This is a genomic window from Aquitalea aquatilis (assembly GCF_005155025.1).
Classification (GTDB): domain Bacteria; phylum Pseudomonadota; class Gammaproteobacteria; order Burkholderiales; family Chromobacteriaceae; genus Aquitalea; species Aquitalea aquatilis.
Genome location: NZ_CP039731.1, coordinates 2,620,604 through 2,642,598, shown reverse-complemented (window position 1 = coordinate 2,642,598; position 21,995 = coordinate 2,620,604). Strand labels below are relative to the sequence as shown.

The window sequence follows — 21,995 nt, the reverse complement described above, 5'->3', positions numbered from 1 at the left end:
CCGACTCAGCCGTGTGGCCGCTGCCGGGTCTGGCTGGGCGTTTCGCCAAACAGCCGGCGGTAGTCGTAACTGAAGTGGCTGGGCGTGGCAAAGCCCCAGTCCTCGGCCAGTTGCTGGATGCTGTCGGCCGCCCCCTGCGGCGCACGCAGCAGGCGGCGCACCTGGTTCAGCCGCAAGGCGCGCAAGAAGGGCAGCGGGCTCATGGCGGTCACTTGCTGAAAACCGTTTTGCAGCGTACGCCGGGTCACGTGCAATTCGCGGCACAAATCTTCCACCGTCAACTGCCGCGCGGCCGGGTGCAAGGCACGCTGCCGCGCCTGTTCCACCCATTGCCAGTGCCGCTGGCTGCTGCTGTCGCGCCCGGCCACCGTGGCCGGCAAGGCCTGCGCCATGGCCAGCAGCAGCGCATCGGCCGAGCAATCCAGCAGTAGCTGCCGTCCTATGCGGTCCGGTGTCTCCCGCGCCAGCGCCAGCAGCTCGCCCAACTGGCTGCACAGTGCCAGATGACTGGCCTGCGGCAGCTGCACGGCGGCGGTTTGCAGCCAGCGCGCCGGCATTTCCCGGCCAAACAATTGCAAATGTCGCTGCTGCAGCACCGCCTGTTCCAGCACCACGCCGTAGATGGTGAAGTCATCCGGTGTGCGCAATGAAAAATCGCTGCCACCCATCGCCACCAGCACCGCAGCGGGCGGCACGCTGCGGCCATGAAAACGCAGCCGCTCGCCACTGCCCGGTGCCGGAATGCCAAACCAGATCGCCCCCGGCCATGGTTGGCACAGCTGAAAGGTTTCCCGGGCCGAGTATTCGCGAAACACCTGCAAGCGCCCCAGACAGAGTTCATCCAGCCGGCCGGCAAAACGCCCGCAGGAAATCTGCGCGTAATCCTGCTGCCAGCCACTGATGAAGGCGGCCTGATCGGCGGCGTCTTCTGCCAGTCGGGTAACGAACTGCAGCGATATTCCATGTCCCAGCGGCACCATTGCCTGCTCCTGCATTGCCTGATGCAGACAGTCACAGCAAGAAGCGCACCAGCCCTTGCCCGGCCGGCAGCGGGTCATTGCTATCGTAAATCGGCAATTTCCCTGCCTCGGTGCAAGCGTCAGCACGCCATGCCTCATCCTGGTGCCTGATTCCAGCCGCAGCGCCCATTATGTGCACCGCAGCAAGACCAGCGGCAGGCACGGCTTTTGCACAGACTTTGCCCGTACCCGCCCCGCCAGCAATCCGGCACAAATTGTTTTCCGATTTTCGATAACGCCACCGGCAAGCCACTGCCTAGCATGCACAGCAGGAACCAGTCGCCAGAGCGCTGGACAGGGAGCAGTGACAAAACAAGGGGAAATTTGATGAGCAGCAACAATCATGGCCTGGCACGCAAGCTGGGCGGCTGGCAACTGTGGGGGATCGCCGTCGGGCTGGTGATCTCGGGCGAATATTTCGGCTGGAGCTATGGCTGGGCGCAGGCCGGTACGCTGGGCTTTCTGCTCAGCTCCATCTTCGTGGCCATCATGTACACGGCCTTCATTTTCAGTTTTACCGAGCTGACCACCGCCATTCCGCATGCCGGCGGGCCGTTTGCCTATGCCCGCCGCGCCTTCGGCCCACTGGGCGGTTTTATCGCCGGCTTTGCCACCTTGTGCGAATTCGTGTTTGCCCCGCCGGCCATCGCGCTGGCCATTGGTGCTTATCTGAACGTGCAGTTTCCTGAACTGAGCGCCAAGTGGATTGCCTGCGGTGCCTACATCGTGTTCATGGCGCTGAATATCGTCGGCGTCAGCGTGGCGGCGGCCTTCGAGCTGGTGGTCACCCTGCTGGCCATCTTTGAACTGCTGCTGTTCATGGGCGTGGTATCGCCGGGCTTCAGCTGGGACAACTTCACCCACCACGGCTGGGCCGGCAGCGACAGCTTCAGCCTGAGCGCCATCGGTGGCATGTTTGCCGCCATTCCGTTTGCCATCTGGTTCTTCCTCGCCATCGAAGGCGCTGCCATGGCCGCCGAAGAAGCCAAGGACCCCAGCCGCACCATTCCGCGTGCCTATGTGGCCGGCATTCTCACCCTGGTGGCGCTGGCCATGGGCGTGATGATCATGGCCGGTGGCGCGGGCGACTGGAGCAAGCTGGCCAATATCAACGACCCGCTGCCGCAGGCGATGAAGCTGATCGTGGGCAGTAACAGCGGCTGGCTGCACATGCTGGTATGGCTGGGCCTGTTGGGGCTGATTGCCAGCTTCCACGGCATCATCATGGGCTATTCGCGCCAGATCTTCGCGCTGGCCCGTGCCGGCTACCTGCCGCCGCTGCTGGCGGTGATCCACCCGCGTTTCAAGACGCCGCACCGCGCCATCATCGTTGGCGGCCTCGTCGGCATCGCCGCCATCTTCAGTGACGACCTGATCCAGATCGCAGGCCAGCCGCTGACTGCCAATATCGTCACCCTGTCGGTGTTCGGTGCCATCGTGATGTACATCGTGTCCATGCTGGCGCTGTTCAAGCTGCGCCGCAGCGAACCCGCGCTGGCCCGCCCGTTCAGCGCCCCGGCCTATCCGCTGCTGCCGGGCCTGGCCCTGGCCTGCGCCGTGGTCTGCCTGATTGCCATGATCTGGTACAACCAGCTGCTGGCCCTGATTTTTGCCGGCAGCCTGGCCGTGGCTTATGCCTACTACCTGCTGACCCACCGCCAGCGTGCGGCAGCAGCCAGCGATGTCCTGCTGGAAGGCAGTGATGCCGCACGTCTGAAACCGGCTGTCGCCAGCAGCAAATAATGAAAGGCGGGGTGTGCCTGGCGCACCCCGACAAACCATGTCCTACGCCATCACCATCGGCCCGCGCCGTTACCGCTTTGACGATCTGAAAACCCTGCTGGCCCGCGCCACGCCGCTGCGCTCCGGCGACCAGCTGGCCGGCATTGCCGCCAGCAGCGCCGAAGAGCGGGTAGCCGCACAGATGTGCCTGGCCGACGTGCCGCTGGTGACCTTTCTCAACGAGCTGCTGATTCCTTACGAGCAGGATGAAATCAGCCGCCTGATCATCGACAGCCACGACGCCCAGGCCTTTGCCGCCATCCGCCAGCTGACGGTGGGCGGCCTGCGTGACTGGCTGCTGTCCGATGCCGCCAGCAGCGCCATGCTGGCGGCGGTGGCTCCCGGCCTGACCCCGGAAATGGTGTCCGCCGTCAGCAAGCTGATGCGCAACCAGGACCTTGTGTGGGTGGCCAGCAAATGCCGGGTGATCACCCGCTTTCGCAATACCCAGGGCCTGCCCGGCCACATGGGGGTGCGCCTGCAGCCCAACCACCCCACCGACGACGCCCGCGGCATCGCGGCGGCCATGCTGGACGGCCTGCTGTACGGTGCCGGCGACGCGGTGATCGGCATCAATCCGGCCAGTGACAGCCCGGAAACCATTCACAGCATGCTGGCCATGATGGACGAAGTGCGCCAGCGCTATGCCATCCCCACCCAAAGCTGCGTGCTCACCCACGTCACCAGCACGCTGGAGCTGATCGAGCGCGGCGCGCCGGTGGATCTGGTGTTCCAGTCGATTGCCGGCACGGAAAAAGCCAATAGCGGCTTCGGCATCAATCTGGCAGTGCTGGCCGAGGCACAACAAGCGGCACAGCAACTGGGCCGTGGCACGGTGGGCGACAATGTGATGTATTTCGAAACCGGCCAGGGCAGCGCCTTGTCGGCCAATGCCCACTGGGGCGTGGACCAGCAAAGCTGCGAAGTGCGCGCCTATGCGGTGGCACGGCATTTCTCACCCTTGCTGGTGAACACCGTGGTCGGTTTCATCGGCCCGGAATACCTGTACAACGGCAAGCAGATCATCCGCGCCGGGCTGGAAGACCACTTCTGCGGCAAGCTGCTGGGCCTGCCCATGGGCTGCGACATCTGCTACACCAACCACGCCGAAGCCGACCAGGACGACATGGACAGCCTGCTCACCCTGCTGGGCACGGCCGGCATCCATTTCATCATCGGCGTGCCGGGTGCCGACGACATCATGCTCGGTTACCAGAGCACCTCCTTCCACGACGCGCTCTATCTGCGCCAGTTGCTGGGGCTGAAGCGGGCTCCGGAATTCGAAGACTGGCTGGAGAGCATGGCCATTACCCGCGCAGGCCGCTTGCAGGCGCAAGACCGCCAGCAAGCCCTGCTGCAACTGATGGAGACCTTCTGATGAATGCACCATTGCCAGTCAGCAGCACACTGCATGCCGGCCACATTACCGAAGACAGCTGGCAGGAACTGGCCAGCCACACCGTGGCGCGCATTGCGCTGGGCCGGGTGGGGGCCAGCCTGCCCACGCGCGAAACGCTGCGCTTTGCCCTGGCGCACGCCCAGGCGCGCGATGCCGTGCATACCGCGCTGGATCAGGCCAGCCTGCTGACGCAATTGCAAACGCTGGGCCTGCCAGCGCTGTCAGCGCGCAGTGCCGCTGCCAGCCGCGCAGCTTACCTGCAGCGCCCCGACCAGGGCCGCCGGCTGCACCCGGACAGCCGTGCCGGCCTGCTGGCGGAACCGGTACCGGCCTGCGATGTATTGTTCGTGATTGGCGATGGCCTGTCGGCACGCGCCGTGGCCAGCCACGCCGTGCCGCTGATCGCCGCCACCCTGCCCCTGCTGCAGCAACAAGGCTTGCAGGTGGGGCCGGTGGTGATTGCCAGTGAAGCGCGGGTGGCACTGGCCGACGAGGTGGGCGAATGCCTGCAGGCGGCCATGGTGGTGATGCTGATTGGCGAGCGGCCGGGCCTGAGCTCACCGGACAGCCTGGGGATTTATCTCACCAGCGCACCGCGCAGCGGGCGCATGGATTCGGAACGCAACTGCATTTCCAATGTGCGGCCACAAGGCCTGCCCTACCCGCTGGCGGCCTACAAGCTGGCCTGGCTGATCCGTGCTGGCCGCAGCGGCGGCACCGGGGTGGCACTCAAGGACGGCAGCGCGGCGGAACAAGGCTGGCTGGATCTGCAAACCCGGCTGGCTGCGAAGACAGAACAAGCGGCGTGAGTCCTCACGCTGAGCAGGCTCTCAGGCAAGCCGACCGTATGGCGCTTGCTCGCGCTCATGCGGGGCCTGCCCATGCCACAGCAAGCGCTACCCGCCCGGCCATTCGCCTGATTCAATCCTGACCGCTCCCCCAGCCCCGCCAACTCGCGGGTCTTTTACCTGGCCAAACATTCCGCTTGCGCGCTGATTTACGGTAGCATGCGCAATGCATCAGCCAGGCTGCTGCAACAATGCCCGACCCTAAAACCAGACTGCCCTTGCGCAGCATTGCCAGAACCCCCGGAGCACCATGCGGGCCATCTTTCTCCTCAGCTGTGTTCTCTGCCTCAGCGCGTGTAGCAATCTGCTGCAAAGTGGCAAGGATCTGCTGCAATCCCTGAGCAAAACCAGCAGCGTCACCCCACAGGTGGACAGCCAGCACGACTGCCACATCAGGAAATACCTGATCGGCTCGGGTAAAGAATATGCGGAAGCGAACACCAGCCCCTTTGTCAGCAGCTACGGCATCACCACCGACCAGGGCAAGCTGCATGTGGATGATGGCGCGGTATTCCGCGACATCATGCAGAAGCAAGGCCATGAAGTGGCGCTGCTGATGTCCTCTGCGGCGGGGGACTGGATTGTCGACCTGCCAAACTACGACAACCGCACGCGATTGCGCGCCAGCGTCATGTGCCACCAGGGCTATCCGGACAAGTTGTAATGCCGCAAACAGATGGGGATGAAGGCTGCGACAGCGCCAAGCTGCAGCATGATTAATGGCAGGAAATCAGCCAGCGGAGCGCATAGATTCCTCTCATTCTTGCCTGCAACAGCTATTTACCAGTAATTGCATCAGACAAAACCTTGCATCGCTTGGCTGTTTTCAACAACAGTAGCTATAGTGTGGTTTATTAAGCACGGCATTGCCGCGCATAAAAGTTTAAAAACAATGCAATAAACTGCAAGCAGCCAAACAGTGCTGCGGTCATGACCGTAAATGGCCGCCACCTGCCGCTGCGCCAGCAGAAATGGCACATCCGCCAGAACGGGCGCTTGCGCTGCACCATTCCAAACATCACCTAGGATGCCTTAGTGTCAGACCTTCTTAAAAAAATCGATGCCAGAACAAAACTGGCGGGGACCAACAAGCTGGAAATCCTGCTGTTCTCCCTGGGTCACGACCAGCGTACGGGGAGGAAGGAAATTTTCGGCATCAACGTGTTCAAGGTGCGCGAAGTGATGCGCACCCCTGAAATCACGTCCGCCCCGGAAATGCCATCGTCGGTCGAAGGCATGGTCAGCCTGCGCGGCTCGCTGGTGCCGGTGATCGATCTGGCCAAATACGCCGGCATCGTCACCAGCAACAAGCCGGAAATCATGATCGTCACCGAATACAACGGCAAGACGCAGGGCTTTCTGGTGGAGGCGGTGGACACCATTCTGCGCCTGGACTGGTCCGCCATGCGCGTGCCGCCGGACATGATCACCAACCGCATGGCCGGCCTGGTTACCGCCGTCACCGAGCTGGAACAGGGCACGCTGGCCATGATGATGGATGTGGAAAAAGTGCTGGCGGAAACCTCGCTGGTTGACGACGCCCACCACTTCATCAATATCGAACCCATCGAAGAAGAACGCATGATCTTCTTCACCGACGACTCCGCCGTCGCCCGCAAGCAGGTACAGCAAACCCTGGACGCCATGCAGGTGAAGTACAGCTTCGCCATCAACGGCATGCGCGCCTGGGAAGAACTGCAAAAAATGGCCATGCAGGCCGAGCTGTCCGGCAAGCGCCTGTCTGAAACCCTGCATCTGGTGCTGACCGACGTGGAAATGCCGGAAATGGACGGCTACATGCTGACCAAGCTGATCAAGAGCGACCCGCGCTTTGCCGGCATCCCGGTACTGATGCACTCTTCGCTGTCCGGTTCTTCCAACCAGAAGCTGGGCCAGTCGGTGGGTGTCGATGCCTATGTATCCAAGTTCGAAGCCCAGAAGCTGTCGATGAAACTGCGCGAAATGCTCAGCCTGGCAAAAAACTAAACCAGACCGGGTCACCACCCGGGAGAGGGACCAACCATGTCAGCCACAGATGCATCCTTGCTTGCCAGTGTCGATGCCCGTACCAAACTGGCAGGCTCCAACAAAATGGAAATCCTGCTGTTTTCGCTGGGCACGCGCGAAACCTTCGGCATCAATGTGTTCAAGGTGAGGGAAGTCTCGCAGACGCCGGCCATCACCAAAACCCCCAACATGCCGTTCGGGGTGCAGGGTGTGCTGTCCTTGCGCGGCAACATCATCCCGGTGATTTCACTGGCCAGCTTTGTCGACCCCGAACGCGGGCAGCACAAGTTCGATACCATGATCGTCACCGAATTCAACAAGAGCACGCAGGCTTTTCTGGTGGATTCGGTCGACCACATCATCCGTGTCGACTGGGACCGGGTACGCGCGCCGGAAAACATGATGATGAGCGGCAGCAACTCCAGCATGATCACCGCCATTACCGAACTGGAAGACGGCAAGCTGATCTCCATTCTGGATGTGGAACAGATCCTGGCATCGGTCATTGGCGAGCCACGCCTGCCGGACATCCCGCAAGCACAACTGGAGAACGACCAGTACCTGTTCTTCGTCGACGACTCGGTGGTGGCACGCAAGGAAATCACCAGCGTGCTGGAAAAGATGGGCCTCAAATTCCAGCAGGCCACCAATGGCCGCGAAGCCTGGGATCGCCTGCAAGTACTGGCTGGCCGCAGCTGGGGTGAGGACGAATCGCTGCACGACTATCTGAAGATCATTCTGGTGGATGCGGAAATGCCGGAAATGGACGGTTATGTGCTGACCAAGCTGATCAAGTCTGATGTCCGCTTCAAAGGCATTCCGGTCATCATGCACTCCTCGCTCTCCTCCAACGCCAACAAGGCAATGGGTTCCAGCGTGGGGGTGGATGCCTATGTGGCCAAATTCGACCCCACCATCTTGTCAGAAACCCTGATGCCTTACCTGCAAAGGTAAAGCCTTACCGACAGGAAATAAAACAAGGGCGCAGCGCTGCTGATTCCGTGGAAAATCATTTTTCTGGAGCTGTCATTCATGGTGGACAAGAATATCAAATTCCTGGTGGTCGATGATTTTTCAACCATGAGAAGAATTGTTCGCAATCTGTTGAAAGAGTTGGGATTTACCAATATTGATGAAGCCGAAGACGGCCAGGTGGCCTTGCACAAGCTGAAAAGCCAGAACTTCGACTTCATCGTTTCCGACTGGAACATGCCAAACATGACCGGCATCGAGCTACTGAAGGCGGTACGTGCCGACCAGCAGATCAAGCACCTGCCCTTCATGATGATTACTGCCGAAGCCAAGCGGGAAAACATTGTCGAAGCGGCCATGGCCGGTGCCAGCGGCTACATCGTCAAACCTTTTACCGCCGCAACGCTGGAAGAAAAGATGAACAAAATCTTCCAGACAATGAACAAATAAACGCATCAACATGGCCAACAGACTTGCCAGGTCAACACAGAGGAGAGGCTATCGTGCCGGATCACATTCTTGATAGCGGAGATTCACCGGATCTCGAAGCACTGTTTGACAGCATTGCCAGCCAGCACAAAGAGGAAGAGGCTCCTGCCCCAGTGGCAGTCGCAGCCCAGCCCAATGCCGGCGGCGCGAACGACAATAACGAAGAGATGTATGAACAGATCGGCCAGATCACCCGCAAAATGCACAATGCCCTGCGTGACATGGGCTACGACAAGTCGCTGGAGCGCGTGGCCGACGCCATACCGGATGCCCGCGACCGGCTCAGCTACATCGCCTCGCTGACCAAGAGTGCGGCCGACCGCGTGCTCAATGCCATCGATGTCGCCCAGCCGCTGCAAGACCATCTGGGCAACCACTCGAAAACCCTGTCGGAACGCTGGAACCTGCTCTATGCCAACCAGCTGTCCACCGAGGAATTCAAAAAGCTGGCCGATGACACCCACCAGTACCTGAACCAGGTGCCGCAGCAAACCCACGAAACCAATACCCAGTTGCTGGAAATCGTGATGGCGCAGGACTTCCAGGATCTGACCGGTCAGGTCATCAAGAAGATGATGGACATGTTCAAGAACCTGGAAACCGAAATGGTGACCTTGCTGGTCGAGTTTTCACCCGAGCACAAAAAAGGTGATCTGGACAGCAGCCTGCTCAACGGCCCGGTCATCAATCCGGAAGGTCAGCCCGACGCAGTGTCCAACCAGCAGCAAGTGGACGACCTGCTGGAAAGCCTGGGCTTCTAGCCCCGCAGCCCGCCAGCTCCAGCCAGCCAAGCCCCGCCACGGCGGGGCTTTGTCATGGGTGACAGCGGCCGGCTGCCACGACTGCTTGCATTGCCGGAGGAAAGGCCTACACTAGAAATTGCTGCAATGCACAATAAAGGAAGCCCCATGAACGTCGAATTCAACCGGCTTCAGGCAACCACCCGCCCGGCCATTCTTGCCCACCTGCAAATACTCAACGACGAAGACCGCTTTACCCGCTTTGGTCTGGAAATGAGCGAGGCCGCCCTCGCCGACTACGTCGACCGCATCAACTTCAATCGCGACATCGTCATGGGCGTGCTGTACCGTGGCCTGCTGATCGGCGTGGTACATATCGCCGTGTTCCAGCACGAAGGTCACCCCTGCGGCGAGCTAGGCATCAGCGTAGACAGCTTTTGCCAGGGCAAGGGCATAGGGCGCATGTTGTTCAACCAGGCGCTGGAACATGCCCGCCGCCGCAAGGTAAACAGCCTGCGCATCCAGTATCTGCGGCGCAACGGCCGCATGGCCTCGCTATGCCGTGGCCTGAGCACCCGCTTTGCCCAGGACGGCGAGGAAACCTCCTGCCTGATCCAGCTGGCCGAAGCCGACCCGGCCGAAGCCTGCCGCTATGAAATGAACGACGGCATCGAACTGTTTCATGCCGATGCCGCCGCTGCGCGTGCTCACGTGCTGTTCATTCACGGGGTGGCCGGTGACGGCTGGCAGTGGCGGGAAAATTTCCTGCCCTACTTTGCCCGCCACGGCCTCAGCAGCACCGCGCTGTCATTGCGCGGCCATGGTGGCAGCCCGGCCCGCGCCAACCAGACCCTGCGCGGCTATGAAGAAGACGTCTACCACGTCCTCGACCAGCTGGCCAACAAACCCGTGCTGATCGTGGGCCACTCCATGGGCGGCTTTCTCACCCAGCGCGTGCTGGACGGCAACCAGAGCATACGCAAGGCCAGCCTGATCTGCTCGGTACCGCCCTGGGGCCTGCTGCCGGGAACCCTGGAACCGGTGGTCGAATTCATGGGCGACCCGCTGGGCAAGGCCATCGCCCTGCAGGCAGCCGAAGGCAAGCCCGCCTATGTCAATCCGGACAATATCAGCGCGCAGGTCCAGGTCATCGGCGGCAGCCGCGACCGCCTGATCCCGCCCGATGTGGTCGCCGCCACCGCCCGCTCCTACGACACCGAAGCGGTGATGATCGAAGATGCCGGCCATGCAGTGATTTCCAGTTCGAAATGGCAAGCCGTGGCCGACCAGCTGCTGCAGCACCTGCGATAAGCCAGCACCACCACGCCTGCCCGGCTGGCGGTGTCGCTCACAGTGCATGACCTTCCCCCGCTCACAGCCCTCGCCATCCAGCCCGCCCCTCCCCATTCAAGTCACTGGCTCACTGCGCGCTTACCAGACCTGTGCATCGCTAAAGCATGAGCGCCGCTGCAGACATGCACGCCATCACTCATGGCCCAGGCTGCCAAGCAGCGAGTGGAAATCACCCAACCGAGAAGCCCACATACCGTACCGGATGGCAGCAAAGACAAGGGGAGTCGACGCCCCTTTTATGCACTATGGATTGGGTGTAAGGTGGCTGGGAGCTGCCAGGTGCGGTTGTTGCAGATCGGCCGTGCGTACCCCCCAATTCGACAAAGCCGCCCTTTGTAGAACAGCATCACCACGCCATGCATTTCAAATAGCGTTTCCATCTGTTTACTTGGGAGTCCCCAAATGAATCAGCTCGATAAAGCAATACGCTTTCAGGCCTTGCATCAGCGCGAAAAGGCCTTTGTCATTCCCAATCCATGGGATGCCGGTACAGCACGCATCCTGGCATCGCTAGGCTTTGAAGCCCTGGCCACCACCAGTGCAGGCTTGGCCTTCAGCCTGGGCAGACGCGATGCCGAAGGTGCCCTCACTCGCACTGAAACCCTGGCCAATGCGCAACAGATTGTCCAGGCAACAGATTTACCGGTAGCAGCCGATTTGGAAAATGGCTTTGGAGATGCACCCGCAGTGGTGGCAGAAACAATCCGTCTGGCTGCCGAATGTGGGCTGGTGGGTGGCTCGATTGAAGATGCATCGGGGAGAAAAGAACATCCTATTTATGACTTTTCTTTGTCGGTAGAACGCATCGCCGCTGCGGTAGAGTCGGCCCGCAGCCTGCCGTTTCCATTTGTACTAGTGGCTCGAGCAGAGAACTTCCTGCACGGCAAACCGGATCTCGATGACACCATCCGCCGCTTACAAGCCTACGAAGCCGCCGGCGCTGATGTTTTGTTCGCTCCCGGGCTACCCAGTGCAGAAGCCATCCGCGAGGTATGCGCTGCGGTAACCAAACCGGTCAATGTGGTAATGGGTCTGCGGGGATATCCCTACACCATGGAGCAGTTAACAGCGCTTGGCGTCAAACGAGTCAGCCTCGGCTCATCGCTTAGCCGCGCCGCATTAAGCGGACTAATCAACGCCGCAAGAGAAATTATTGATGATGGCACCTTCTCCTTTGCCAACCAATCCATTTCCTTTGATGAAACAAACGCACTGATGGTGGAATCCCCCGGCTGGTCCTGAAGATATCAGAATTTAGAATGACGGCCGGGGTGTGATTAAATTTAATCGCATCAACACGTATGCATTGGCTGCTGTCGGCCATTTCCTGCTGTCACTGGCAGTCTGACTTTTAAAAGCTGCGCTCAGCGACATTAAAATTTAATTTACTATTTCGCCAATAATTTACAAGAAAAGAACTCACAGCCATGCTCAATACACAAATAAAAATTTGTGAGAATTATTTCAAAGTAAATGATATAAAATTTTTCCTGATCGAATGCAAAATTCTTGAGCCACAACAGGAAGACAATAAAAATTATTCTGAAAATAACTATTTATCAGGCTTCTTCTCTCTAGCAATTGCTGGGCTGGCTTCCAATTTTACAATTTGGAGACAGCGACGAAAAAAATCTTTAAGAATATTAAAAATATCAACCGAGCAAGGTTGGTATGTATTTACAGAAAAACAAGTAAATATAACTGAAATATCAAATAAGCTTAGAGTAATGAATGTTACTGAAAATAAAAACACCAACACAGCCGCATGAATTAAAATTAGTGATTACCATGAAGCATCAATTGTGAATCATATTAGTTTTCAGGAAATTCACTGCATGCTTAACCAAGCTGACAGACTAAGCACAGATCTCTCAAACAATCAACTTCCGATCTGGATCGTTTTAAGAAATTGACTGCAGGCTGCTCTCGACCAGGAGCAGACAGATAACACCTGCATAATAAGAGCCATTCGAATCAATCAACGGCAATAAATCAAATGAGGTACATATGCTGGATTCTGATAAGCTTGTGGAAAACTTCCCTTCATTTCTTCGAAAGCATGGGGGCTATATATCACTCACTCACATGTTGATGATGTTTGTTGGTGCAGGTGTGCTTTTTTCAAAATTACTAGAAATAAGCCACCATCCCTTGCCTTTGTTTCTTCTTTATTTCCCACTTTCTTATGTTTTCTTTCAATATCTTAGATATGCTAACTGGCTAAAATATAAAATTAACACGACAAAAAATATTGAATTCACTCAATATTTCCTAAAGTCCAACCTTGCATTAAATTCTGATGGAATTTCAATGATTCACAAAGGCATTACCAAATGGCAATTGAAGTGGCGTGACATTGGGAAAATCACTTTCGATGGCGGCGGAAAGAATCGCAAGGAATGCTTATGGCTAACAATGAAAAACTCCAGTGAAAGCATAAAAATTCCAACCCGATGGTTTAAGGTTGATAGCGGATTGATATTTCAAACACTTTTAGCTTATCAACTGTCCTCGTCTAATTAAAATATTTCAATACTCACCAACAATGTAACGTCAGCTTAGGGTCGTTGGAAGACATTGATGCCGGGATGCTATAGGACAGGAACCGTCTGATGGAAACTTTTCTACGCAGCATTCATATGAACCGTCGAATGCTGGGTTGCGTACTGTCATGTTTGCTTCTTTGCATAGCCCTATCGGCTGCAGTATGGTTTATCGGAACACCAAATCGCTTATCCCTGCTTCCTCCGCAGCTAGAAGTGCAGAAGGTTCTGTACACTGAGACTAACTCTTGGGGTTTTGGCCCCAGAGGAAATGAAACGGGAGTCATCTTGTATGAGCTTCCTTCGCATATGACCCACAAAAATCCGAGCGTATTGGTACCTGAACTGACATGGGAGGCCACTCCCTTGCAAGGTCATCGAGAGTGGTTTGAGGGGGAAGGGGCTTCACGTACAGAATCAGGGCCTTTACTGGAAAATTACTTAAATCAGTATGGCTTTGGCATTCCAATCAAAGCTGAGGTTGCAAGTGAGATCAACCGTGCAGTCTCCGCACAGGGTAGTTGGTATGCTTATTCCGAGCATGGGATCATCGTGCTTATGCCGTTAATCAATCGGGTTGCATTTATTTACGCCGGATAATATTACGCTCAACTTTCATATCTGGGCTTAACGAGTAACGTCTTCCCAGACGTAGTAACTAGAGAGCAAAGAGAATGTCAAAAATATTCGCAGAATTAGGGTCTGGCTTAATTATCGGAGCCATGTCTGGCAACTTACCACCTTTTCAATTTTGGTGTTTTGTGGCTGGTGTAGCATTGTTAAATATCGCACTCACCAGAGCGAAGAAAATTTAGTTAATTCTGACTGGTAGTCATTGGATAATTTGCAGACATCCAACAAAATGCACACTCCGAATAGCCACATGCTCCATATTAAGGCTACCGACAACAGCACAATCTTGCGCTGAAAGATATTATTCACAATCAGCTAAGTTGCCATCCAATAATATTCAGGAGAAGAAAATGCAAGAAATAACCGCATTAATCAGCATCGGGTCTGCACTCTTTATTGGTGCCATCAGCCCGGGGCCAAGTTTTGTGATGGTAGCCAAAACTGCGGTGACATCCGGCCGCATCAATGGTCTTTGCACTGCGCTTGGCATGGGCGTGGGTGGTTTTATCTTTGCCGCGCTGTCATTGCTTGGCCTGAATGGTTTGCTGCTGGCCGTGCCAGCGCTTTATCTCTTTCTCAAGATGGCTGGTGGTTTATATCTGGCCTATCTGGGACTGAAAATCTGGCGTGGAGCCAAGCAAGCACTAGCCATGCCCTCGGATGGCACGGTGTCGACCGATAGCAGTTACATGAGAAGTGCCATGACCGGTGCCAGTACCCAGCTGAGCAATCCCAAAACCGCGATTGTTTATGCCAGTGTTTTTGCCACATTTCTGCCGCAGCTCCCTTCCATCGCATTCAGCAGCACCATTGTCTTGCTGGTTTTTTGCATTGAAGCCGGATGGTATGCGTTGGTGGCATTAGCGCTTTCATCCGCAGCGCCACGCAAGCAATACTTGCGCTACAAAACTGCGATGGATCGCATCGCTGGCGGGGTGATGATTGCACTGGGCCTGAAGCTTGCGACATCAGCAGCTCGCTGAATCCCCCTTGCTACTGACTGGAGGCATGGCTTTGCCTGACAGTAAAGGTGCGGGCCGACCACGGCAGCCCACCCGGCGCTGCGCCATTCAGCCAGCGGCCTGACTGCGGCTTCAAAAATTGACGAGATCATTCCCATGCCTTCAACACAAATCCTGAACCAGCTGCGCTACAAGCATTGGGCCGACCAGCGCACGCTTGCGGCCATTGCGCTGATTGATGCACAGGCCTTTCCGGCAGAGCTGGCCTTTGCGCGCCAGCAGTTGAATCACATGGTGCGGGTGGAGGAAGTGTTCCGGGCCAGGCTGACGGGTATGCCCGAGCCGCATGCAAGCACGAACTCGGAAATCGTCCCTGCGCTGGAGGAACTGGGCAAACGCTTGTCAGACTCAAATGACTGGCTGCAGCCCTATGCAGCAGCACTGTTGCCGGAAAAGCTGGGCGAAATAATCCACTTTCGCTTTCTGGATGGGAAAACTGGCTCGATGAGCCGTGAAGAGATTCTGTTCCATCTGGTCAATCACGGCAGCTATCACCGTGGGGCTATCGGTCGCGCTCTGGACATGGCGGGCGGGCTGCGCCCAGCCGACACTTATACGGTATTTGTTCACGCCATGGAGCCAGAACGCAGAGGGCGCGACTGACACTCACGCATGGGGGCGTCACCGGGTAGATAGCAACAAGAAATGCCGCCACAGGGCGGCTTGCACAAGAAGACAAGAGAAATGGCTACAACACGCCCAGCTTGCGCGCTCCCTGTTTGCTCAGACAGACCCATTCTCTTGCTCAGGACGAGCTTGGCGCGGGCCAGTCGCGCTTGGCTTTGTCGGCGGCCGTAGTGTCCGGCTGCACTGGCACAGGCGGCATGAACTCCCCCAGCAGCTGCAAGGCCCAGCGGACCTTGCCTCGGTTATCCGGCATTGCCCGGGATAAATCTGCTGCGTAATAAGCCAGCATGTCTGCTGTTTTCATGGGAAAGCTTCTGCTGCGCTACGATCAGCAGCTATCGTTCCTGCCCAGGGTGCAGCGGCTGACTACGCAATCTTGGCGCGGCGAAATCCAGGAAGGCCCGCAATTTGATTGGCAACCTGCCCTGCCCGGCATACACCAGGCTCACCGGCCACGGTGCCGGCTCAAAATCCTCCAGTACAATCTGCACCTTGCCGGCCTGCCGGGCTGGCTCGCACTGGTAGGACAGCACACGGGTAAGGCCAAGGCCGCCGCAGGCGGCATCGAGCGCTGCCTCCGCGCCGTTGACGATCAGTCGCGGCTTGATGGGTAGCAGCGAAACCTGCTCGCCCCGATAAAAAGCCCAGGCCTGTGTGCCAGCCAGCCCTTCATAGCTGATGCAGTCGTGCGCGCTGATGTCCTCGGGCAGCACCGGCACGCCGCGCTGGGCCAGGTATTCCGGGCAGGCACAGACCACCTGGCGAACTTCGCCCACGCGGGTGGCGACCAGGCTGCTATCCGGCAGAGGACCAATGCGCACCGCCAGATCGATATGCTCTTCCAGCAGATGCGAGATGCGGTCGCTCAACAGCAGGCGGATATTGATAGCGGGAAAGGCCTTGAGGAAAGCCACCACCACCGGTGTGACATGCAGGCGGCCGAACACCACGGGCGCGGTGATGACCAGATCGCCCTTTGGCGCTGCATATTCGCCGGTGGCTGCGCGCTCGGTTTCGTTCACATCGTCGAGAATGCGCCGACACGCTTCCACATAGCTACGGCCGGCGTCAGTCAGCGCGATATGGCGCGTGGAGCGCTGCAATAGCTGCACGCCCAAATGCGCTTCGAGATCCGCCACCTTGCGGCTGACGGTTGCCAGCGGCAGGGCAAGCCGGCGCGCCGCCGCCGAAAAACCACCGGCATCCACCACCGCCACCAACAGCGACATTGCTTCCAGTCGATCAGCCATATTCTCAATTTTCGGGATAGTTATTCATAATTTTACCTCATTATCATCAAACATAAAGGTAAGTATGATTTGGCTTGTCGCACCCCACCACCCTGAACGGAGCCAGAACATGTCGCATCTCTACACCCCCGCCACCATCGCTGACGCCCCTGCCGCATCGCAAGCGTTGCTGGAAGCAGTCAACAAGCAGTTTGGCATCGTCCCGAACCTGTTCCGCCTGGTATCGAACAGCCCGCAAGCCCTGGAAGGCTATCTCGCGTTATCTGGCGCACTGGGCCGTGGCGCCCTGCCGGCGCAGACCCGCGAACGCATCGCCCTGGCCGTGGCAGAAATCAACCGTTGTGCCTATTGCCTGTCCGCCCATAGCTACCTGGGCAAGAATCTCGCCAAGCTCGACGATGCCGAAATCCTGGCCAACCGCCGCGGCACCTCCACCGATGCCAAGGCCGATGCCGCCGTGCGCTTCGCCGCCCAAGTAGCACGTGAACGCGGCCATGTCGGCAGCGGCCCGCTGCAGGCCATCAAGGAAGCCGGTTATGACGACGCTCAGATCATCGAAATCGTGCTGCACGTCGCACTCAATACCTGGACCAACTACATTAACTCGGTAGCCGGTACCGACATCGACTTCCCCGAAGTACAGCCGCTGACCGCCTGACCCCCAGCCCCGGCCCGCGCCGGGGCCATCGCCAAGGAGCCACCCATGAGCCGCCCGCCTTTACCGCCGTACGATTCCACCACTGCCACCCAGAAAGTCCGCCTGGCCGAAGACGCCTGGAACAGCCGCGACCCCGCCCGCATCGCACAGGCCTACACGCCCGACAGCCAGTGGCGCAATCGCAATGAGTTCATCCAGGGCCGGGAAGCGATTGAAGCCTTCCTTGCCCGCAAGTGGCAGCGCGAGCTGGACTACCGGCTGATCAAGGAGCTGTGGGCCTTTAGCGATAAGCGCATCGCCGTGCGCTTTGCCTACGAATGGCATGACCAGGCAGGCCAGTGGTACCGCTCCTATGGCAATGAAAACTGGGAATTCGACGAACACGGCCTGATGGCGATCCGCCACGCCAGCATCAATGACCTTGCCATCACCGCATCCGCGCGGCTGTTCCACTGGGCGCAAGGCCGGCGGCCGGATGAGCATCCGTCGCTGTCGGCGCTGGGGCTGTAGACAGGCTCCCGGATCAACGATGAGCTTGGTCAGCGAGTCAAGCCAGGTAGAGGCCGGGATAGCAGAGCAGGCGAAGGGGGCAGCCGCCCCCTTTGCGCTTGGCCGAAAATAGGCTGAAGCGGCCAGCCACAGCCGCGTCTCGATGTCGTCTTCTGTATTGACTACCCACATTCACACATCGAGAAAAGCAGGGACGATTCAGTAAGCCATTATTTGCTCCGCCGGCGTGGCGGCTTACCACACCAAGCACACGGCCTGCGTATTGATTAGGCATGAATGGCGACGGGATCATTCATGTCAGGACATACAAACCCTTCTGACTCAGCCATCGCCTCGCCCACCAGAATGATGGCCGGGCTGCCCATGCCGGCGGCACCGGCATCGGCCTCCAGCGTGGCCAGGGTGCTCAGCAAACGCCGTTCCTGTGGTGTGCTGGCCCACTGCACCACCGCCACTGGGGTAGTCGCCGGCAGGTGTTGCAACAGCGCCTGGTTCAGGCTGCCGATGCGGCTCATGCCCATATAGATGGCCAGCGTGGTGCCGGTGGCAGCCAGCGCCTGCCAGTCTGGCTCGCTGTGATCCTGCGCATGCGCCGTCACCAGCGTCACGCCACGGCAATGCTGGCGATGGGTGAGCGACACATTCAGGCTGGCGGCTGCCGCCAGTGCCGAACTGATGCCATTGACCACTTCCACGGCAATGCCATGCTGCTGCAGATAGCGGATTTCCTCGCCGGCACGGCCAAACAGCAGCACTTCGCCGCCCTTCACCCGCACCACCCGTCGGCCCTGCAGCGCATAACGGCGCATCAGACGCTGGATGAAATCCTGCGGCGTGGACTTGCAGCCGCCGCGCTTGCCCACACGCACCACCTGCGCCTGCGGGGCCAGGCTGACGATGTCCGGATTCACCAGTTCGTCCAGCAGCAGCACCTCGGCGGCCTGCAGCTGGCGCGCCGCCTTGAGGGTGAGCAGTTCCAGATCGCCAGGGCCAGCCCCCAGCAGCACGACCTTGCCTGTTGCGCGTTTCATGTTCCGACTCCCTGTTCAGGCAGGCTGCGCCACAGTGGCGGCCATGCGTTTGATTTCCGGCACGCAGGAGCCGCAGACGCTGCCGCAGCCCAGTGCGCCCTTGATGTGCTCCACACTCTCGCCCCGCTCCAGACACTGGCGGATGGCGTGTTCTCCCACCTGCTTGCACTGGCAGATGATCTTCTCCCGCACCACGGCACGCTGGCCGGCCGGGGCAAACACCGCCAGCCGCGAACCCTGCCACGGCTCACCGGCTTGCAGTTGCTGCAGCAGGCTTTCCGCTGCCAGACCATCGGCGGCGCTACTGCTGGCAAAAACAAACCCCGCCAGCACGCCATCGGCCCAGGCCACGCGCTTGACCACGCTGCGCCGGTCGTCACGGTATTCCAGCACATCAGGCCCGGTGTGCAGGCCCAGCACATCCAGCAATGGTTGTAGCCAGCCCGCCACGGCCTGTTGGTGCGCGGCACGCAGCAGCAGCACATCCGGGTTTTGCAGCGAGATGGCGGCATAGCTGCACTGACGCAACAGCGGTGCCAGCCGCGCCTGCAAGGCCGGCAGATCGTCACAGCGCAGCGCGGCCGTTACCCGCCACGGCAGGCTGATTTTTTCCACCTTGACCGCCGCATGTTTGAGTTCTGGCTGGAAAGACTGGCCATCCACCTGTGGCTGGCTGGCCTCGTTAATGCCGCCACTATTGAGGAACTGGCCATTCCAGTGCATGGCGGCAAACACCGTGCCACCGGGCAGCTCGCGGCTGAGGGAGAGCGGCAGCACCAACTGGCCGCGCTTGCTGCTGATACGCACCAGGTCACCCGCCTGCAGGCCACGACGCTCGGCATCGTCCGGGTGCATCTCCAGTGCCGGTTCCGGGCTGTGGGCAAACAGTTGCGGCAGGCGGCCGGTGCGGCTCATGCCGTGCCACTGGTCACGCAACCTACCAGTCAGCAGGCGGAAAGGGTAATGCGCCGAGACATTTTCCGCCGGCGGCTGGTAGCGCACGGCATGAAAGCGCGCCCGGCCATCAGCGGTGGCAAACACGCCGTCGACATAGCGCCGTGCCTGACCCCGTGCCGCACCGGCCGGCAGCGGCCATTGCTGCGGTCCGGCGCTGTCGAGCAAGGCATGGTCCAGCCCGCTGATGTCCAGATCGCGCCCGGCAGTCAGTGCGCGGTGTTCATCGAACACGCTGGCGACAGCGGCATGGCCAAACAAGCTGGCGCTGCCGGGATACAGCAGCGCCTCCAGCCGGCGCGCGACCTGGCTGACGATCCAGCCATCGCTCTGCGCCTCGCCCGGTGGCGGCACGGCGGCGCGTACCCGGCTGATGCAGCGTTCGGAATTGGTGACCGTGCCCTCTTTCTCGCCCCAGGTGGCGGCGGGCAACAGGATGTCGGCCAGCGCGGTGGTGTCGGTGTGGGCAAAGGCGTCCTGCACCACCACCAGCTCGGCCTGCGCCAGTGCGGCGCGTACCTGTGGCAGATTGGGCAGCGAGTGCGCCGGGTTGCTGCAGGCAATCCAGATGGCCTTGATACGCCCTTGCTGCAGCGCTTCAAACATGGCGATGGCCGGCAGGCCGGGGGTGGCCGACAGCCGCTCGAACGGCACGCCCCAATGGGCAGCCACTTCCGCACGGTGTGCGGCATTATCGATATCGCGATGTGCGGCCAGCATGGTGGCCATGCCGCCCACCTCGCGCCCGCCCATGGCGTTGGGCTGGCCGGTGAGCGAAAACGGCCCGGCACCGGGCTTGCCAATCTGCCCGGTGGCCAGATGCAGGTTGATCAGCGCCAGGTTCTTGTCGGTGCCGTGGCTGGACTGGTTCAGCCCCATGCAGTACAGCGACAGGCTGGCCGGGCTGTGGCCAAACCACTCGGCGGCCTGGATCAGGTCTTCCTCGCGGATGCCGCAGATTTCCGCCGCCATTTTCGGCGTGGTATTGCGCACCATCTGCTTGAGTTCGGCAAAGCCTTCCGTGTGGGCGCTGATGTAATCCTCCGCCACCAGCCCTTCCCAGATCAGGTGATGCAGCATGCCGTTGAACAGCGCCACATCGGTGCCGGGCTGAATCTGCAAGTGCAGGTCGGCCATGGCGGCGGTGTCGGTCCGGCGCGGGTCGATGACGATCCAGCGCGTATCAGGACGCGCCGCCCGGGCCTCTTCCAGCCGGCGCAGCAGCACCGGGTGGGCATAGGCGAGATTGCTGCCGGCAAACAGCACACAGTCGGCTTGCTCCAGGTCGGCATAACAGGTAGGCGGGCCATCGGCCCCGAAGGCTTTTTTATAGGCGGTGACGGCGCTGGACATGCACAGGCGGGAATTGGTGTCGATATTGTTGCTTCCCACCACGCCCTTGGCCAGCTTGTTGAACAGATAGTAGTCCTCGGTCAGCAGCTGGCCGGACACGTAAAAAGCCACCGCGTCCGGCCCGTGCTGGCGGATGATGCGGGCAAAACTTTCGGCCACGCTGTCCAGCGCTTCATCCCAGCCGACGCGCTGGCGCGGCGCATCGCTGGTAAGCCGCATTTCCGGGTGCAGTGCACGGCCACTGTCGCTGGCGGCACTGGCCGCCAGGTTCAGCCCCTTGCTGCACATCCGGCCAAAATTGGCCGGATGTTCGGGGTCGCCACGCACACCGCTAATGCGTCCATCTTCGCTGGCAATCAGCACGCCACAGCCTGTGCCGCAATAGCAGCAGGTGGAGCGGGTTTCAGTCTTGCCCATTTTGCTCATCCTTTTCTGATGACAAGGTCCCGTTGCAACCCGTTGCAACCCGTTGCAATCGGCCTTGTTCACAAGCCCAGCAGCACCATGCCCTGCTCCAGCTTCACTGGAAAATGGCGGGCGCAGCCCTGGTCCGGTGCGCGAGCCTCGCCGCTGGCCAGATCGATATTCCAGCTGTGCAGCGGGCAGGTCACCCCATGGCCGTGGACGATGCCCTGGCTGAGCGGCCCACCCTTGTGCGGGCAACGGTCGAGCAGGGCAAACACCTGGTCGTCATGGGTGCGGAACACCGCCACATTGCCGCTGGCGCGTTCCACCACCCGGCTGCCTTGCGGCGGAATGTCGCTAAGGGCGCAGATGTGTACCCAGTGTTGGCTGTCTGTCATGG

General features: G+C 59.4%; 23 protein-coding genes. 17 read left to right on the top strand and 6 right to left on the bottom strand.

Annotation, left to right across the window (positions count from 1 at the left end; genetic code table 11):
* Positions 1-5: 5 nt before the first annotated feature.
* The gene (locus FAZ30_RS12355; RefSeq protein WP_168190836.1) at positions 6-980 is read right to left on the bottom strand and encodes a helix-turn-helix domain-containing protein; all 975 of its coding nucleotides are present in this window, start codon (positions 978-980) and stop codon (positions 6-8) included.
* A gap of 366 nt (positions 981-1,346) precedes the next feature.
* Between FAZ30_RS12355 and eat the strand changes: the two genes are divergently transcribed.
* The 15 genes from eat to FAZ30_RS12280 all read left to right on the top strand — a co-directional run bounded on the left by eat (position 1,347) and on the right by FAZ30_RS12280 (position 15,410).
* Positions 1,347-2,762, top strand: a complete 1,416-nt coding sequence (eat, locus tag FAZ30_RS12350; protein ID WP_137009529.1) for an ethanolamine permease — start codon at positions 1,347-1,349, stop codon at positions 2,760-2,762.
* A 37-nt stretch (positions 2,763-2,799) separates the two neighbouring features.
* Positions 2,800-4,179, top strand: coding sequence for an ethanolamine ammonia-lyase subunit EutB (locus FAZ30_RS12345; RefSeq protein ID WP_124644357.1), 1,380 nt, complete (start codon positions 2,800-2,802; stop codon positions 4,177-4,179).
* Complete coding sequence (eutC, locus tag FAZ30_RS12340; RefSeq protein WP_124644358.1) at positions 4,179-5,009, top strand: ethanolamine ammonia-lyase subunit EutC; 831 nt, start codon at positions 4,179-4,181, stop codon at positions 5,007-5,009. The genes FAZ30_RS12345 and eutC overlap by 1 nt, the downstream gene beginning before the upstream one ends.
* A gap of 289 nt (positions 5,010-5,298) precedes the next feature.
* Positions 5,299-5,712 (top strand): hypothetical protein, encoded by a 414-nt coding sequence (locus FAZ30_RS12335; protein WP_124644359.1) that lies wholly within the window; start codon positions 5,299-5,301, stop codon positions 5,710-5,712.
* Between the two features lie 371 nt (positions 5,713-6,083).
* Positions 6,084-7,034 carry a chemotaxis protein gene (locus tag FAZ30_RS12330; protein WP_124644360.1) on the top strand — a complete coding sequence of 317 codons (951 nt, stop codon included), beginning with the start codon at positions 6,084-6,086 and terminating at the stop codon, positions 7,032-7,034.
* 36 nt (positions 7,035-7,070) lie between these two features.
* Positions 7,071-8,009: a chemotaxis protein gene (locus FAZ30_RS12325; RefSeq protein ID WP_124644361.1), complete on the top strand. Its 939-nt coding sequence runs from the start codon at positions 7,071-7,073 to the stop codon at positions 8,007-8,009.
* Between the two features lie 78 nt (positions 8,010-8,087).
* Positions 8,088-8,477, top strand: coding sequence for a chemotaxis response regulator CheY (gene cheY, locus FAZ30_RS12320; RefSeq protein ID WP_059284316.1), 390 nt, complete (start codon positions 8,088-8,090; stop codon positions 8,475-8,477).
* Positions 8,478-8,530: 53 nt separating this feature from the next.
* Entirely contained in the window at positions 8,531-9,277 is a 747-nt protein-coding gene (gene cheZ, locus FAZ30_RS12315) for a protein phosphatase CheZ (RefSeq protein ID WP_124644362.1), read from the top strand.
* A 147-nt stretch (positions 9,278-9,424) separates the two neighbouring features.
* Positions 9,425-10,567 (top strand): alpha/beta fold hydrolase, encoded by a 1,143-nt coding sequence (locus FAZ30_RS12310; RefSeq protein WP_168190835.1) that lies wholly within the window; start codon positions 9,425-9,427, stop codon positions 10,565-10,567.
* A gap of 444 nt (positions 10,568-11,011) precedes the next feature.
* Complete coding sequence (locus FAZ30_RS12305) at positions 11,012-11,851, top strand: isocitrate lyase/PEP mutase family protein (RefSeq protein ID WP_124645517.1); 840 nt, start codon at positions 11,012-11,014, stop codon at positions 11,849-11,851.
* A gap of 185 nt (positions 11,852-12,036) precedes the next feature.
* Positions 12,037-12,378 carry a hypothetical protein gene (locus FAZ30_RS12300; protein WP_124645518.1) on the top strand — a complete coding sequence of 114 codons (342 nt, stop codon included), beginning with the start codon at positions 12,037-12,039 and terminating at the stop codon, positions 12,376-12,378.
* Positions 12,379-12,616: 238 nt separating this feature from the next.
* Positions 12,617-13,132 (top strand): hypothetical protein, encoded by a 516-nt coding sequence (locus FAZ30_RS12295; protein ID WP_124645519.1) that lies wholly within the window; start codon positions 12,617-12,619, stop codon positions 13,130-13,132.
* 89 nt (positions 13,133-13,221) lie between these two features.
* Positions 13,222-13,752 (top strand): hypothetical protein, encoded by a 531-nt coding sequence (locus FAZ30_RS12290; RefSeq protein ID WP_137009527.1) that lies wholly within the window; start codon positions 13,222-13,224, stop codon positions 13,750-13,752.
* A 383-nt stretch (positions 13,753-14,135) separates the two neighbouring features.
* Positions 14,136-14,768, top strand: a complete 633-nt coding sequence (locus tag FAZ30_RS12285; protein WP_124645521.1) for a LysE family translocator — start codon at positions 14,136-14,138, stop codon at positions 14,766-14,768.
* Between the two features lie 135 nt (positions 14,769-14,903).
* Positions 14,904-15,410, top strand: coding sequence for a DinB family protein (locus tag FAZ30_RS12280; RefSeq protein WP_137009526.1), 507 nt, complete (start codon positions 14,904-14,906; stop codon positions 15,408-15,410).
* Positions 15,411-15,552: 142 nt separating this feature from the next.
* Here the strand turns inward: FAZ30_RS12280 and FAZ30_RS12275 are convergent, their stop codons facing one another.
* A complete protein-coding gene (locus tag FAZ30_RS12275) occupies positions 15,553-15,738 on the bottom strand; it encodes a hypothetical protein (protein ID WP_137009525.1) in 186 nt (61 codons plus the stop codon).
* A gap of 31 nt (positions 15,739-15,769) precedes the next feature.
* Complete coding sequence (locus FAZ30_RS12270) at positions 15,770-16,684, bottom strand: LysR family transcriptional regulator (RefSeq protein ID WP_205676593.1); 915 nt, start codon at positions 16,682-16,684, stop codon at positions 15,770-15,772.
* Positions 16,685-16,793: 109 nt separating this feature from the next.
* Here FAZ30_RS12270 and FAZ30_RS12265 point away from each other — a divergent pair, with 109 nt between their 5' ends.
* Both FAZ30_RS12265 and FAZ30_RS12260 read left to right on the top strand, forming a co-directional pair.
* The gene (locus tag FAZ30_RS12265) at positions 16,794-17,342 is read left to right on the top strand and encodes a carboxymuconolactone decarboxylase family protein (protein ID WP_137009524.1); all 549 of its coding nucleotides are present in this window, start codon (positions 16,794-16,796) and stop codon (positions 17,340-17,342) included.
* 45 nt (positions 17,343-17,387) lie between these two features.
* On the top strand, positions 17,388-17,852 hold the full coding sequence (locus tag FAZ30_RS12260; protein ID WP_137009523.1) for a nuclear transport factor 2 family protein: 465 nt from the start codon (positions 17,388-17,390) through the stop codon (positions 17,850-17,852).
* A 266-nt stretch (positions 17,853-18,118) separates the two neighbouring features.
* Here the strand turns inward: FAZ30_RS12260 and cobA are convergent, their stop codons facing one another.
* From cobA to nirD, 3 genes are all read right to left on the bottom strand, one after another.
* The gene (cobA, locus tag FAZ30_RS12255) at positions 18,119-18,883 is read right to left on the bottom strand and encodes a uroporphyrinogen-III C-methyltransferase (RefSeq protein ID WP_137009522.1); all 765 of its coding nucleotides are present in this window, start codon (positions 18,881-18,883) and stop codon (positions 18,119-18,121) included.
* A 15-nt stretch (positions 18,884-18,898) separates the two neighbouring features.
* The gene (locus FAZ30_RS12250) at positions 18,899-21,607 is read right to left on the bottom strand and encodes a nitrate reductase (RefSeq protein WP_137009521.1); all 2,709 of its coding nucleotides are present in this window, start codon (positions 21,605-21,607) and stop codon (positions 18,899-18,901) included.
* 68 nt (positions 21,608-21,675) lie between these two features.
* Positions 21,676-21,993, bottom strand: a complete 318-nt coding sequence (gene nirD, locus FAZ30_RS12245; RefSeq protein ID WP_124645527.1) for a nitrite reductase small subunit NirD — start codon at positions 21,991-21,993, stop codon at positions 21,676-21,678.
* Positions 21,994-21,995 lie beyond the last annotated feature (2 nt).